7 protein-coding genes are annotated in these 13,603 nt (G+C 64.6%); 2 read left to right on the top strand and 5 right to left on the bottom strand.

From position 1 onward, the window contains the following. Window positions 1-54: 54 nt before the first annotated feature. The 5 genes from PCE31107_RS07465 to PCE31107_RS07445 form a co-directional block, all read right to left on the bottom strand. On the bottom strand, window positions 55-693 hold the full coding sequence (locus PCE31107_RS07465; RefSeq protein WP_017232830.1) for a response regulator: 639 nt from the start codon (window positions 691-693) through the stop codon (window positions 55-57). 551 nt (window positions 694-1,244) lie between these two features. Further along, window positions 1,245-2,744 (bottom strand): efflux transporter outer membrane subunit, encoded by a 1,500-nt coding sequence (locus tag PCE31107_RS07460; RefSeq protein WP_174966575.1) that lies wholly within the window; start codon window positions 2,742-2,744, stop codon window positions 1,245-1,247. Between the two features lie 199 nt (window positions 2,745-2,943). After that, on the bottom strand, window positions 2,944-6,084 hold the full coding sequence (locus PCE31107_RS07455) for a multidrug efflux RND transporter permease subunit (protein WP_150607446.1): 3,141 nt from the start codon (window positions 6,082-6,084) through the stop codon (window positions 2,944-2,946). Continuing rightward, window positions 6,081-9,263 carry an MdtB/MuxB family multidrug efflux RND transporter permease subunit gene (locus tag PCE31107_RS07450; RefSeq protein ID WP_150607444.1) on the bottom strand — a complete coding sequence of 1,061 codons (3,183 nt, stop codon included), beginning with the start codon at window positions 9,261-9,263 and terminating at the stop codon, window positions 6,081-6,083. Before PCE31107_RS07450 ends, PCE31107_RS07455 begins: the two co-directional genes overlap by 4 nt. Window positions 9,264-9,354: 91 nt before the next feature. After that, a complete protein-coding gene (locus tag PCE31107_RS07445; protein ID WP_246181748.1) occupies window positions 9,355-10,707 on the bottom strand; it encodes an MdtA/MuxA family multidrug efflux RND transporter periplasmic adaptor subunit in 1,353 nt (450 codons plus the stop codon). Window positions 10,708-11,236: 529 nt separating this feature from the next. Between PCE31107_RS07445 and PCE31107_RS07440 the strand changes: the two genes are divergently transcribed. After that, window positions 11,237-11,956 (top strand): response regulator, encoded by a 720-nt coding sequence (locus PCE31107_RS07440; RefSeq protein WP_017232825.1) that lies wholly within the window; start codon window positions 11,237-11,239, stop codon window positions 11,954-11,956. A 121-nt stretch (window positions 11,957-12,077) separates the two neighbouring features. Continuing rightward, window positions 12,078-13,352 carry an ATP-binding protein gene (locus PCE31107_RS07435; protein ID WP_150607442.1) on the top strand — a complete coding sequence of 425 codons (1,275 nt, stop codon included), beginning with the start codon at window positions 12,078-12,080 and terminating at the stop codon, window positions 13,350-13,352. The last annotated feature ends 251 nt before the right edge of the window (window positions 13,353-13,603 follow it).

Below are 13,603 nucleotides of genomic sequence, written 5' to 3'. Positions count from 1 at the left end.
CGCGCGGGGCATCGCCGCCCCGCCGCCCCCTCGCCGGCGGGTTCAACGATTCCGTCAGGCGATGCCCGTGCGCGTGGCGTAGTGATAGAGGTCGACGTCGCGGTCCAGCCCGAGTTTGCGCATGGCGTTGGTCTTCTGCGAGCTGACCGTCTTGACGCTGCGACTGAGCTGGAATGCGATTTCGCTGATGGTGAGCCCGGAGACGAACAGCCGCACCACTTCCACTTCGCGGCCCGAGAGCTTCGACGCATCGATCTCGGTGTCGTCGACCACCGAGTCGTGCAGGCGCGTCGCCAGTCCCGCCGGAATATAGCGGCTACCGTCCGCGACCACGCACACGATATCGGCAATCGAACTCTGCTCGTCGAGCTTTGAGAGAATCGAATGCACACCGAGCTTGAGCATGCCGCGAAGAATCGCCAGGTTTTCCAGCATCGTGACGACGATGATCTTGATGTTCGGGAAATATCGGCGCACATAGCCGATCAGAAACAGTCCGTCCTTGAAATTTCCCCCTGGCATTGAAAAATCGGTCACGAGAATGTCGCATGGCGCCTTGGCCAGCAAATTCACGAGTTCTGACGAATTGGCCGCCTCGCCGACCAGATGAATCATTTCCCGCTCTTCGAGCAGACGTCGTATTCCATAGCGCACAATCGGATGGTCGTCCGCGACCACGACATTGATCGTCATCGTTGCCCCCTCCCCTTATTCGTCATCTGGCAGCACCGTCATCGCCGCACGACACGTACGGTGCTTCGCGCCTGCCATTGCCGCGAAGCGAGTCCATTCTGGCAAAAAGGGATCATCCCGACCGGCTGGGAAACGTCACATAGACGATGCGCATGGGCCGCCTTGCCACGCGGTGTGGTCAATGCCCGCGCGTCCCGCATGCTGCCCGATAGAGCGGGTACTGCGGCCTAACTGCTTGACGGGACTCGCCCGGAGGTGAAATTGCTCAGACGTCCGGCAGCGTAGTCTGTGCTACTCGCGTTACCGGTATTCGGACGATTCGCGGTGAGCGCTTCCGACATTCCAATCTCGAAGTTCGGAATTACCTTAAACACCAACGCCCGATTTAGTGATCGGGTCGTTGCGCGCGTCGGAATATGCGTAGTTCGCGCGGGCAGACATGCCGAGGAGGTGCCCCGGTCGCAAACGCCTCGACCGGAAGCTGACGAGGCCGTTCGGACGGCGCTTTACGCGCTTTACGCGCTTTATGCACGTTACGCGCGTTAGGCGCGTTACTTCTGCCCGTCGCGGCCATCGGCGGAGGTGGCGTCCGCGGACGCCTTCACCGCCTGCGACGCGCCAGGGTTCTCGCCCGCGGACGACAAACCATGCCAGCCGCCACCGAGTGCGGTCACGAGCAGCACGTTGGCCGTGAACTGACGTCCAAGAATCGTCAGCGCCGTGCGCTCCGTGGTGTACGCCGTCGTCTGCGCAGTCAACACGTTCTGGAACCCGACAGTGCCCGCCTTGTACTGATTGAGGATGAGTTGCAGCGCCTCGCGCGACGACTGCACCGCCTGGTTCTGCACGGCAGCCTCGCGGCCCAGATAGTTCAGCGCGGCGAGGTTGTCTTCGACCGCCTGGAACGCCGTGAGCACCGTCTGACGGTAGGTCGCGACCTGTGCGTCGTACGCCGCGATGGCCGCGTCGGTCTGCGCGCGACGCAGGCCGCCGTCGAAGAGCGTGGCCGCCAACGCCGGACCGACCGACCAGAAGCGGCTCGGCAGCGTCAGCCAGTCGGCGAAGCTGCTGCTTTGGAAGCCGCCCGTCGCCGAGAGCGTAAGGGTCGGGAAGAAGGCCGCCTTGGCTACGCCGATCTTCGCGTTCGCCGCCGCCACCGAGCGCTCGGCCGCCGCAATATCGGGTCGCCGTTCCAGCAAGGTCGACGGCAGGCTCACCGGCGCCATCGGCAACGCGGCGCGCAGCGGTGTCGGCGTTAGCGAAAACGCCGCCGGCGCCTTGCCGACAAGCAGCGCGATCGCATGCTCCAGTTGAGCGCGCGTCACCTCGATATCGAGCGCCGAGGCCTGTGCCGATTGCAATTGCGTCTGCGCCTGAATCACGTCGGAGCGCTGCGCCACACCGACGGCGTATTGATTCTGCGTGAGCTTGAGCGTTTGTTCGTACGCCGCAACCGTACGGTCGAGCAGTGCCTTCTGAGCGTCCGTTACCCGCAGGTCGAAGTAGTTCTGGGCGAGCAGCGCCTGCGCCGACAGACGCGCATTAGCCAGATCGGCCTCGCTCGCCTCGGCGCTCGCGTTGCCGGCCTCGACCGAGCGGCGCACGCTACCCCAGATGTCCGGTTCCCAGCTCGCCGTGCCCGACAAGCTATAGCTGTTCGAGATCCCGCCCGCCCCCGACCCGCTCACCGCCGAGCTGCTCACGCGTGAGCTGGCGCGTGTGAGACCGGCGTCGGCGCCGATTGTCGGGAAGAAAGCAGAGCGCGCCTGCGAGGCCACGGCCAGGGCTTGCCGATAGTTGGCCTCGGCAACCTTGATGTTCTGATTGTCGACGTTGACCTGCGCCATCAGGTCAGCGAGCACCGGGTCCTGATAGATCGCCCACCACTCGCCCTTGGACGCCGCATCACTGGGCTCGGCGAGCTTCCAGTCCCCGGTCTCCTTGAAGGCGGCCGGCGTGTCGATTGCTGGACGCACATAGTCCGGCCCCACCGCGCAGCCCGCGAGCCACAGTACGGCACTTGCCGCAAGCCACGCGGCGGTGCGACGCATGCAGGGCGGCGTCCTCGCGCCTCGCCCTCGCGGCGCAACCACGGGGGCTGCAGCGGGCGGATGAGATCCAACGGTGGCGACTTGACGATTCAGGTTACGGGACATGGCACGCATCGGCCCTTCGGCCAGAACAGAAGTTTCAAAAGACGCCCCGGGACGCGATGCCCACGGACGCGCACGGTGCAGGCAGCGCGCGGCATCAGCCATGCCCCACCTCCCCGACGTCGCCCTGGCCACGTTGACCACGCGCACGCCATCGCGCCCAGCGCAGCCGCAAGCGATCGAGATAGAGGTACACCACCGGCGTCGTATAAAGCGTGAGCACCTGGCTCACGAGCAGGCCGCCCACGATGGAGATCCCCAGCGGCTGACGCAGTTCCGCCCCATCACCCGTGCCCAACGCAAGCGGAATCGCACCGAGCATGGCGGCCATCGTCGTCATCATGATCGGGCGAAAGCGCAGCACGCACGCGTGGTAGATGGCCTCGCGCGGCGGCATGTTCTGGCGCCGTTCGGCATCGAGCGCGAAGTCGATCATCATGATCGCGTTCTTTTTCACGATGCCGATCAGCAGAATCACACCGATCAGCGCAATGATGCTGAACTCGGTGTTGAAGAGCAGCAACGCGAGCAACGCCCCGACACCCGCCGACGGCAGCGTCGACAAAATGGTGAGCGGATGGATATAGCTCTCGTAGAGCACGCCGAGCACGATATACACCGTGAGCAGCGCGGTCAGAATGAGCATCGGCTGCGACGACAAGGCCGACTGGAACGCCTGCGCCGTGCCCTGGAAGCTACCGTGCACCGACGTCGGCATGCCCAGCCGGCCGACGGCATCCTGGACCGAGGCTTGCGCCTGCGACAGCGATACCCCCGGCGGGAGGTTGAACGAAATCGTACTCGCCGCGAACTGCCCCTGGTGCGAGACCCCCAGCGCCGTATTCGTCGGCCGATATCGCGCGAATGCCGAGAGCGGCACCTGCGCCCCCGCCGAGGTCACCACATAAATGTCCTTGAGCGACTCCGGGCTTTGCCACCATTGCGGCGCGACTTCCATCACAACCTTGTACTGATTGAGCGGATTGTAGATCGTGGAGACCTGCCGCTGCCCGAACGCATCGTTGAGCACGCTATCGATCTGACTCATCGTCAGACCGAGGCGCGACGCCTGATCGCGATCGACGTCGAGCGTCGTCTGCAAGCCCTTGTCCTGCTGGTCCGTGTTGACGTCGACGAGATTCGGCAGATGCGAGAGCGCATTGCGCACCTTCGGCTCCCACTCGCGCAACTGCTGAAGATCATCTGCCTGCAGCGTGTACTGGTACTGCGCATTGCTCGCCCGCCCGCCTACGCGAATGTCCTGCACGGACTGCAGATAGAGCATTGCGCCAGGCTCCTTGGCCAGCTTGCCCCGCAATCGCGCAATCACCTGATCGGCCGAGATTTTGCGCTCGCCCAACGGTTTGAGCGTAACGAACATCAAGCCCCCGTTTCGGTTCGATCCGCCGGTAAAGCCCGTGACGGTCGAAACGTCCGGATCGGCCTGCACGATCTTGATGAAATCGGCCAGCTTCTTTTCCATCGCCTGGAACGAGATCGCCTGATCGGCCTGAATGAAGCCGATCATCCGCCCCGTGTCCTGCTGGGGGAAGAAGCCCTTCGGCACGACGGTATACAACCAGACGTTCAGGCAGATCGTGGCAAACAGAATCCCCAGCATGAGCGGCCCATGGCGCAACGCCCACGACAGCGAGCGCTCATATTCGCGCAGCATGCCGTCGAACATGCGCTCGGTCCATCCGCCGATCCGTGTCCAGACCGATGGTCGCGGCGGCGGCTCGGGCGCGCCCTGCATGGGCTTGCCCTTGAGCAGACGCGCGCACATCATCGGCGTCGCCGTGAGCGAGACGACCAGCGAGACCAGGATGGCGGCCGAGAGCGTGACGGCAAACTCGCGGAACAGGCGCCCCACGATGCCCCCCATGAGCAACAGCGGGATGAAAACCGCCACCAGCGAAATGCTCATCGAGAGCACCGTGAAGCCGACTTCGCGCGTGCCCTTGAGCGCGGCGGCGAACGGACTCAGGCCATCTTCGATATGGCGGGCAATGTTCTCGAGCACCACGATGGCGTCGTCGACCACGAAGCCCGTCGCAATGGTGAGCGCCATGAGCGACAGGTTGTCGAGACTGAAGCCGCACAGGTACATCACGCCGAACGTGCCGATCAGCGAGACGGGCACCGCCACGCTCGGAATAAGCGTGGCGCGCCAGTTCCGCAGGAAGAGGAACACCACCATGATGACGAGCGCAATCGAAATCAGCAGCGTGCGCTCGACTTCCTTGAGGGATGCCCGGATCGTCGGCGTGCGGTCCATCACCACGTCGAGATTGATGGCCGCCGGGATCGAGGCGCGCAGCACCGGCAGGATCTTGTTGATGCCGTCGACCGTCTTGATGATGTTCGCGCCGGGCTGCGTCGTGATGATGAGCACCACCGACGGCTTGCCATTGGCCGACCCGGCGTTGCGCAAGTCCTGCACCGAATCGACCACGTCGGCGACATCGGACAGGCGCACCGGACGGCCGTCCCGATAGCTGACGACGACCGGCAGATAGTCCTTGGCCGTCTTCGCCTGATCGTTGGCGAGAATCTGCCAGCGCTGATCGCCGTCTTCGAGCGCCCCCTTCGGCCGGTTTGCGTTGGCGGCCTGAATCGTCGTGCGCACCGTCTCGAGCGGAATCTGGTACTTGTTGAGCGCCGTCGGGTTGAGTTCGACCCGCACCGCCGGCAGCGAACTGCCGCCCACGGTGACATCGCCCACGCCGTCGAGCTGAGAGATCTTCTGCGCGAGGATGGTCGACGCGGAGTCGTACATCTGCCCGCGCGTCATGCTGTCCGACGTCAGCGCAAGAATCATCACCGGCGCGCTCGCGGGATTCACCTTGCGATAGGTCGGGTTGCTCGGCAGGCCCGACGGCAGCAGGCTGCGCGCTGCGTTGATCGCCGCCTGCACGTCGCGCGCCGCGCCGTTGATATCGCGCGAGAGATCGAACTGCAGCGTGATACGGGTCGAGCCCAGCGTGCTGTTCGACGTCATTTCCGTCACCCCGGCAATCCGGCCGAGCGAGCGCTCCAGCGGCGTGGCCACGCTCGCGGCCATCGTCTCGGGACTCGCGCCGGGTAGCGACGCCGAGACGGAGATCGTCGGAAAATCGACCTGCGGCAGCGGCGAGACGGGCAGCAACCCGAACGCGACGATGCCCGCCAGCGTGACCCCGACGGTGAGCAGAACGGTCGCGACCGAGCGCTTGATGAAGACAGCCGACAGGTTCATCGCGCTGGGCCGCCTGTGGTGGCCGGGCCCTCACTGCCGCCGCCCGGCGTGCCATGATCGCCGTGCCCCGGATCGTCCGGCGGCCCCGAGGTACCGAAACGCCGATCGCGCCAGGCGCGCGCCCGTGCGGCCAGGCGGTCGAACCACAGGTAGATCACGGGCGTGGTAAAGAGTGTGAGCACCTGACTGACCATCAGCCCGCCCACCATGGTGATCCCGAGCGGCTGGCGCAACTCGGACCCCACGCCCGAGCCAAGCATGAGCGGCAGCGCCCCAAGCACGGCGGCCATCGTCGTCATCAGGATTGGCCGAAACCGCAGCAGACATGCCTGATAGATCGCCTCGCGCGGCGCCATGCCGCGTTCACGCTCCGCCTCGAGCGCGAAGTCGATCATCATGATGGCGTTTTTCTTCACGATACCGATCAGCAGGATGATGCCGATGATCGCGATGATGCTGATATCGTTGCCCGAGACCATCAGGGCGAGCAGCGCGCCGACACCGGCCGACGGCAGCGTCGACAGGATCGTGATCGGGTGGATGTAGCTCTCGTAGAGTACCCCCAGCACGATGTACATCGTCACGACCGCCGCGAGAATCAGCCATAGCGTGTTCGAGAGCGACGCCTGGAACGCCTGCGCCGCGCCCTGGAACGTCGTCTGCGTGCTCACCGGCAGGCCGATGGACGCCTCGGCCGCGGTAATCGCCTTCACGGCATCGCCGAGCGACGCGCCCTTGGCGAGGTTGAACGAGATCGTGGCGGCCGGGAACTGGGCCTGGTGGTTGATCGCCAGCGGGGTCGGCTTCTCCACGATCTTCGCGAACGATGTCAGCGGCACCTGCACCCCCGAGGTCGACGCAACGTAGATGCCCTTCAGCGCGTCGGGGCCGCGCTGAAAATCGTTACCCACTTCGAGCACCACGCGGTACTGCGACGCCTGCGTGTAGATCGTCGAAATCAGTCGCTGTCCGAACGCGCTGTAGAGCGTCTGGTCGACGGCCGCCGGCGTCACGCCCAGGCGGCTCGCCGTGTCGCGATCGATGTCCACATACGCCTGCAAGCCATTGACTTGCAGGTCGCTCGTCACGTCGGCCAGTTGCGGTACGTGTTGCAGCTTGTCGACGAGCTTTGGCACCCAGATGCCGAGCGTATCGAGACTCGGATCCTGCAGCGTGAACTGATATTGCGTTCGGCTGATGCGGTCTTCGATGGTCAGATCCTGCACCGGCTGCATATAGAGCGCGATGCCGGGCACGTTCGCCACCTCGGGCTGGATGCGGCGGATCACTGCCGAGGCGTCGAGTCCGCGCACGGCCTTGTCTTTCAGATTGATGAGCAGACGCCCGCTGTTGAGCGTGGTGTTCACTCCATCCACCCCGATGAACGACGACACCGATTCGACGGCCGGGTCCTTGAGCACGGCGGCGACCAATGCCTGCTGGCGCTCGCCCATTGCCGCGAACGAGATCGACTGCGGTGCCTCGGAGATTCCCTGGATCACGCCCGTGTCCTGCACCGGGAAGAATCCCTTCGGCACCCACAGATACAGCAGCACCGTGAGCACAAGCGTGCCGAGCGCCACGAGCAGCGTGGCCGTTTGACGATCGAGCACCCATGAGAGCCACTCGCCGTACTTCGCGATGATGCGCTCGAACATCTCGCCGGTCTTGCGGTAGAACTTGCCCTGCTTCTCTTCGGGCACGTGACGCAGCAACTTCGCACACATCATCGGCGTGAGGGTGAGCGACACCACGGCCGAGATCAGGATCGACACCGCCAGCGTGATCGCGAACTCGCGGAACAGGCGGCCGACGACGTCGCCCATGAACAGCAGCGGAATCAGCACGGCGATCAGCGAGAACGTGAGCGAAATGATGGTGAAGCCGATCTGTTCCGCGCCCTTGAGCGCCGCCTGCAGCGGCTTTTCCCCCTGCTCCATGTAACGCGCGATGTTCTCGATCATCACGATGGCATCGTCGACCACGAAGCCGGTCGCGATGGTGAGCGCCATGAGCGTGAGGTTGTTGATCGAGAAGCCGGCCAGGTACATCACGCCGAACGTGCCAACGAGCGAGAGCGGGACGGCCACGCTTGGGATGATCGTCGCCGAGACGTTGCGCAGGAACAGGAAAATCACCATGACCACCAGGGCCACCGCGAGCAGGAGTTCGAACTGCACGTCGGAGACCGAGGCGCGGATCGTCGTGGTGCGGTCGGTCAGCAACTTCACGTCGATGCTGCCGGGCAGCGAGGCCTGCAACTGCGGTAGCAACGCCTTGACCCGGTTGACTGTCTCGATCACATTGGCGCCCGGCTGACGCTGCACGTTGAGCACGATGGCCGGCGTGGTATCCGCCCACGCGGCAAGCTTGGTGTTCTCGGCGCCATCGATGACGTCGGCGACATCGGAAAGACGGATCGGGCCGCCGTTCTTATACGCGATGACCAGGTTGCGGTACTCGTCGGCCGACGCGAGCTGGTCGTTGGCGTCGATGGTCGAGGCACGCAGCGGGCCGTCGAAACTGCCCTTCGCCTGGTTGACGTTGGCCGCCGCGATGGACGTGCGAACGTCCTCGATGCTCAGCCCGTACGACGTAATCGCGCGGGGATTGACCTGAATGCGCACCGCCGGGCGTTGGCCACCCGAGAGGCTCACCAGACCGATGCCGGGCAATTGCGAAATCTTCTGCGCCACACGTGTGTCGACCAGATCTTCGAGCTTGGGCAGCGGCAGGGTCTTCGACATGATCGCCAGCGTCAGGATCGGCGTATCGGCCGGATTGACCTTGCTGTAGATCGGCGGCATCGGCAGATCGGTGGGCAGCAGATTGCTGGCGCTGTTGATCGCGGCCTGCACTTCCTGCTCGGCAACGTCGAGCCCGAGATTGAGCGAGAACTGCAGCGTGATCACCGACGCGCCGCCCGAACTGGTCGACGACATCTGGTTCAGGCCCGGCATCTGGCCGAACTGGCGCTCCAGCGGGGCCGTCACCGACGAGGTCATCACATCCGGGCTGGCGCCCGGATAGAGCGTGACCACCTGAATGGTCGGGTAGTCGACTTCCGGCAATGCCGAGAGCGGCAGCAGACGGTAGGCGACGAAACCGGCAAGCAGGATCGCCACCATCAGTAACGAGGTGGCGACCGGTCGGAGAATAAACGGGCGGGACGGATTCATTGGCTACGTCGAAGGGTGTCTCTGGGGGCCGTGGGCCAAACGTGGGCGAGGCGTGGACGCGTGAGGTCGTGCGACGTCACGCGAGACCGTCCTATTGCGCCGGACGGCGATGACCGCCGTTGCGCTTGTCCCCCGGCGCGGGCGGCGCAACCGCCGCCGCACGGCTCGCGGCCGTGATCACCTCGACCCTCGCGCCGTCGCGCAGCTTGTCCATGCCGTCGATCACGAGCTTCTCGCCCGGCGCGATGCCGGACTCCACCGCGACGTTGGTGCCGTCGGTCGGCCCGAGCTTCACGGTCTTGAGCTTGACCGTCTGATCCGGCTGCACCGTGTAGACAAAACTGCCCTGCGTACCGCGCTGCACCGCCGCGCTTGGAATCAGCGTGGCGCCCTTGAGCGTGTCGACGAGCATCTTCACGTTGACGAACTGGTTCGGAAACAACAAGCCGTCGCGATTGGCAAATTCGGCCTTGAGCTTGACGGTGCCGGTTGTCGTGTCGATCTGGTTGTCGATGGAGGCGAGCCTGCCGGTGGCCAGCTTCACCTTGCCGGCACGGTCGAAGGCTTCGACGGGCAGCGTCTCCCCGTCGCGCGAGCGTTTGAGGACCTTCGACAGGTTGTCCTCGGGAATCGTGTAGACGACGGTAATTGGCGTTACCTCGTTGATGATGACGATGCCGTTGGTGTCCGACGCGTGAATGATGTTGCCCGGATCGACCTGGCGCAGCCCTGCGAGCCCGGACACCGGCGCGATCACGCTGGCATAGTTCAGTTGCAGGCGGGCGTTGCCGAGCTGCCCCTCATCGGATTTGACGGTTCCTTCGTACTGCTTGACGAGTGCACGCTGAGTATCCACCGTCTGCGCGGCGATCGAATCCTGCTTGAGCAGTGTCTCGTAACGGGCGAGGTCGAGTTGCGCATTCTTGAGCAACGCCTGGTCGCGGGCGAGTTGGCCCTCCATCTGGGTGACCTGTACCTGGAAGGCACGCGGATCGATTTCGGCGAGCAACTGGCCTTCCTTGACGATGTCGCCTTCCTTGAAGTGCACCTTCATGAGCTGTCCGTCGACACGCGAATGCACGGTCACACTGCGCGTGGGCGTGACGGTGCCCAGCCCGTTGAGGAAGACCGGCAGGTCGCCCGTCTTTGCCTCGACCGCCGTCACCGGCGTGGCGGGCGCACCCGCGCCGGCCATGCCGCCCGGCGCCGCGCCGCGACGCCCGCCCGCTTGAGCCGGACCTTGCGCACTTTGCGAATGCAGTCGGTAGTAAACGCCCCCGGCGATGAGCACGACAATCAGCCCGATCACGGCGGGCACGAGCCAGCGGCGCGTGCGCGAAGCCGCAGGGGCTGGCCCGGTGTCGCGTTGCGTGCCCGCGGCGGCGGATGCGGGCCGATCAGAACCGTTCGGTGGTTCGGAACCGTGGGGACCGTGCTCGGTCATGACTTCCTCATTACAGCGCAGTAGTAGGTGGATTCGTCCCGTGCGGACGACGGTCTTGCAATCGGGTGCCGCGGCGCAGCAAAACGTCCGCACGCCCCGGGGGCTTTGCCTCAGGCCAGATCCGGCCAATCAGCATAGCAGACCGTTGTCAAAGCCCGATAGGACGGCTGATTACACCCGCTTTCCCCAAGGGGAATCGCGTTTGGCGCGGCAGAGGAAAGACCGTCCGCGCGCGCGATGGTTCGCATGGCAGCGTTGGCAATGCGCGTCGCGATGCGCTGCATTGCCTTGTCGCAGCGCTCTCGCAACGCGAGACGTACGGCTGAGTGTGCGGAACTGGCCACCGACAGGGTGGCTCGCCGGTTCGATCGAACCTTATGCGATGGGGGCGAATTTCGTGTATCGCCGGCGCTGGCTCTATTATTACGCAACGTTACGGGTGACCAATGCTGTAATGTCTGGAAACAATACCCGCGTCAAGCCGCGCGGGGAGGCCACTATCATGACAACACTCCCTGTCCGAACGAATATGAAGATTCTTGTTGTCGACGACGATCCCGATCTGCGTGATCTGTTGCGCGAATATCTGAGCCGCCACGGCTTCTCGGTGGCCGTGATGCATGACGGCGACGGATTGGCCGCACGCCTGGAGCGTGAGCGTCCCTCCCTGATCGTGCTTGACCTGATGATGCCCAAGGTCGATGGTCTCACCGCCCTGCGGGACCTGCGCGCGCGCAACGACGATGTGCCGGTGATCCTGCTCACCGCGCGCAGCGACGAGATCGACCGCATCGTCGGGCTGGAAATCGGTGCCGACGACTATCTCGGCAAGCCGTTCAGCCCGCGCGAGCTGCTCGCCCGGATCAATGCCGTGTTGCGCCGTCGCAAGCAGCCCGATGCCGCGGTGCCCGAGCAACGCGAGAACTACACGTTCGGCCCGTTCGTGCTCGACTTCCGCAGTCGCACGCTGACCCGCGATGCGCAGTTGCTCACGCTCTCCGACGGCGAATACGGCTTGTTGCGCCTGCTGGTAAACCACGCGATGCAGGTGCTCTCGCGCGAGCGCATCATCGAACTGCTCTACGGCGCGGACAGCGATGTCAACGATCGCGGCATCGACGTGCAGATCTGGCGCCTGCGCCGTCTGCTCGACGAAGACGCGCAGAGCCCGCGCTTCATCCAGACCGTGCGCGGGCGCGGTTACATCTTCGTTCCCGACGGTCAACGCGCCGACATGGCCACCGGTTGATGGCCCGGCGCCGGACACAACGCGGCGTCGTCGCGCTGTTCGACGACGTCACCTCCCCGTCTGACAAGGACGCCGGCATGCTGCCGATACTGCTTACCCCAGCCCACAGGCAGAGCCCTGCATGAAAGGCCGTTTTGACACTCTATTTGGCCGGCTCGCGCTGCTCATCATCGCAGCGCTGGTCATCAGCCATTTCTCGTATCTCACGATCCTGCGCAGCGATCGCGATGAGACGCGCGTGCAGAATGCCGCCGAGCAAATGGCTTTCATCATCAAGGCGGCGGCCGAAGTGCACGACGGCAGCTCGACGCTCACATTGCCGGATCTCGTGCAGGTCGTGCCGGTCTCGTTCGCGCACGGCGACGTCTTCGAGGCCGCCAGCAAGACCGCCCGCCTCACGACCGAACTCGCCCGGCGCCTGCCCGCGGGCACGCAGTTGCGCGTGGAGCGCACGCCACCGCCTCGCATCTGGGCCCGCCTGCCGGGCCGCGACTACTGGATCGCCACGCCGGTGCTGTCCGTGCGTAATCCGCCAGGCACGGCCATGATTTTGCCGGGCCTGGCCGCAGTCCTCGGCATTACTGTCGTCTTTGCGTTGTTCGCGGCGTGGCAATTACAGCGGCCGGTGCGGGACATGGCCGCCGCCGCCGAGCAACTCGCCACCCATCGCATTCGCACCCAGGTCAAAGAGCGCGGCCCGTTGGAGTTGCGTCAACTGACCGAGCGCTTCAATCGCATGAGCCACGACATCGTGCAAACCGACCGGGAACGCAACACCATGCTTGCCGGCATTGCCCACGATCTGAAAACGCCGCTTGCACGGTTGCGTCTGCGTGCCGAAATGCTCGACGACGCCCAGATGAGCGAGGGCATTACACGCGACGCCGAATCGATGACCCGCATCGTCGATCAGTTCCTGCTGTTTGCCCGGGGCATTGAAATGGAAAGTGCGACGTCGCCGGTGGAAGCCCGTATTCCCGCACTGGTCGCCCCGTTCCTCGATCAAGGTTATGCCATCGAACTCGATCTTCAGGCCGGTCCGGGCTTCAAGCTCAGACAGACCTATCTCGAGCGCATCGTGAACAACCTGCTCGATAACGCGGTGACGTACGGACAGGCGCCGCTCGCGATTCGCACGTCACACGACGCCGGCGGATGGCGTCTCGTGATCGAAGACAGCGGCCCGGGCATTGCCAATGAAGACATCAATCGCATCGTGCGACCGTTTGTCCGGCTCGATCCGGCCCGCGGCGGCAATGCGCATTGCGGGCTCGGTCTCGCGATTGTCGATAAGCTCACCCAGCAACTGGGCGGACGCGTATCGTTCAGCAATCGGCCCACCGGCGGCTTGCAGGTCACGCTGATGTTTCCGCCGGAAGATCCGGGCTCGGAATAAGCGGGCTCTGCGTACGGCGCGTGCCGGATACACGGCACGCACCATAAAAAACCCGCCGTCGGTGTACGAACGGCGGGTTTTGTCCTTTACGGCACGGCATCACATCAAGCCACAGCCAGACGATCCGGGTTGGGGGCAATGCGACGACTGAATGGCTGCGCTAGTGCGCACAGGGACACGGCGGCCAACGCTCGCCGCCGCGGACTGACCGCGGCGCAGCGATGGTGGCGCCCCGCCCCCCCCTGGCATGT

The sequence above is a fragment of the Pandoraea cepalis genome (genome assembly GCF_902459625.1).
Lineage (GTDB): Bacteria > Pseudomonadota > Gammaproteobacteria > Burkholderiales > Burkholderiaceae > Pandoraea > Pandoraea cepalis.
This window is presented reverse-complemented; position numbering and strand designations above follow the sequence as displayed.

Coding starts and splice junctions, on each gene's coding strand:
- PCE31107_RS07465 (WP_017232830.1), bottom strand. CDS start 693: ATGACGATCAATGTCGTGGTCGCGGACGACCATCCGATTGTGCGCTAT.
- PCE31107_RS07460 (WP_174966575.1), bottom strand. CDS start 2,744: ATGCGTCGCACCGCCGCGTGGCTTGCGGCAAGTGCCGTACTGTGGCTC.
- PCE31107_RS07455 (WP_150607446.1), bottom strand. CDS start 6,084: ATGAACCTGTCGGCTGTCTTCATCAAGCGCTCGGTCGCGACCGTTCTG.
- PCE31107_RS07450 (WP_150607444.1), bottom strand. CDS start 9,263: ATGAATCCGTCCCGCCCGTTTATTCTCCGACCGGTCGCCACCTCGTTA.
- PCE31107_RS07445 (WP_246181748.1), bottom strand. CDS start 10,707: ATGACCGAGCACGGTCCCCACGGTTCCGAACCACCGAACGGTTCTGAT.
- PCE31107_RS07440 (WP_017232825.1), top strand. CDS start 11,237: ATGAAGATTCTTGTTGTCGACGACGATCCCGATCTGCGTGATCTGTTG.
- PCE31107_RS07435 (WP_150607442.1), top strand. CDS start 12,078: ATGAAAGGCCGTTTTGACACTCTATTTGGCCGGCTCGCGCTGCTCATC.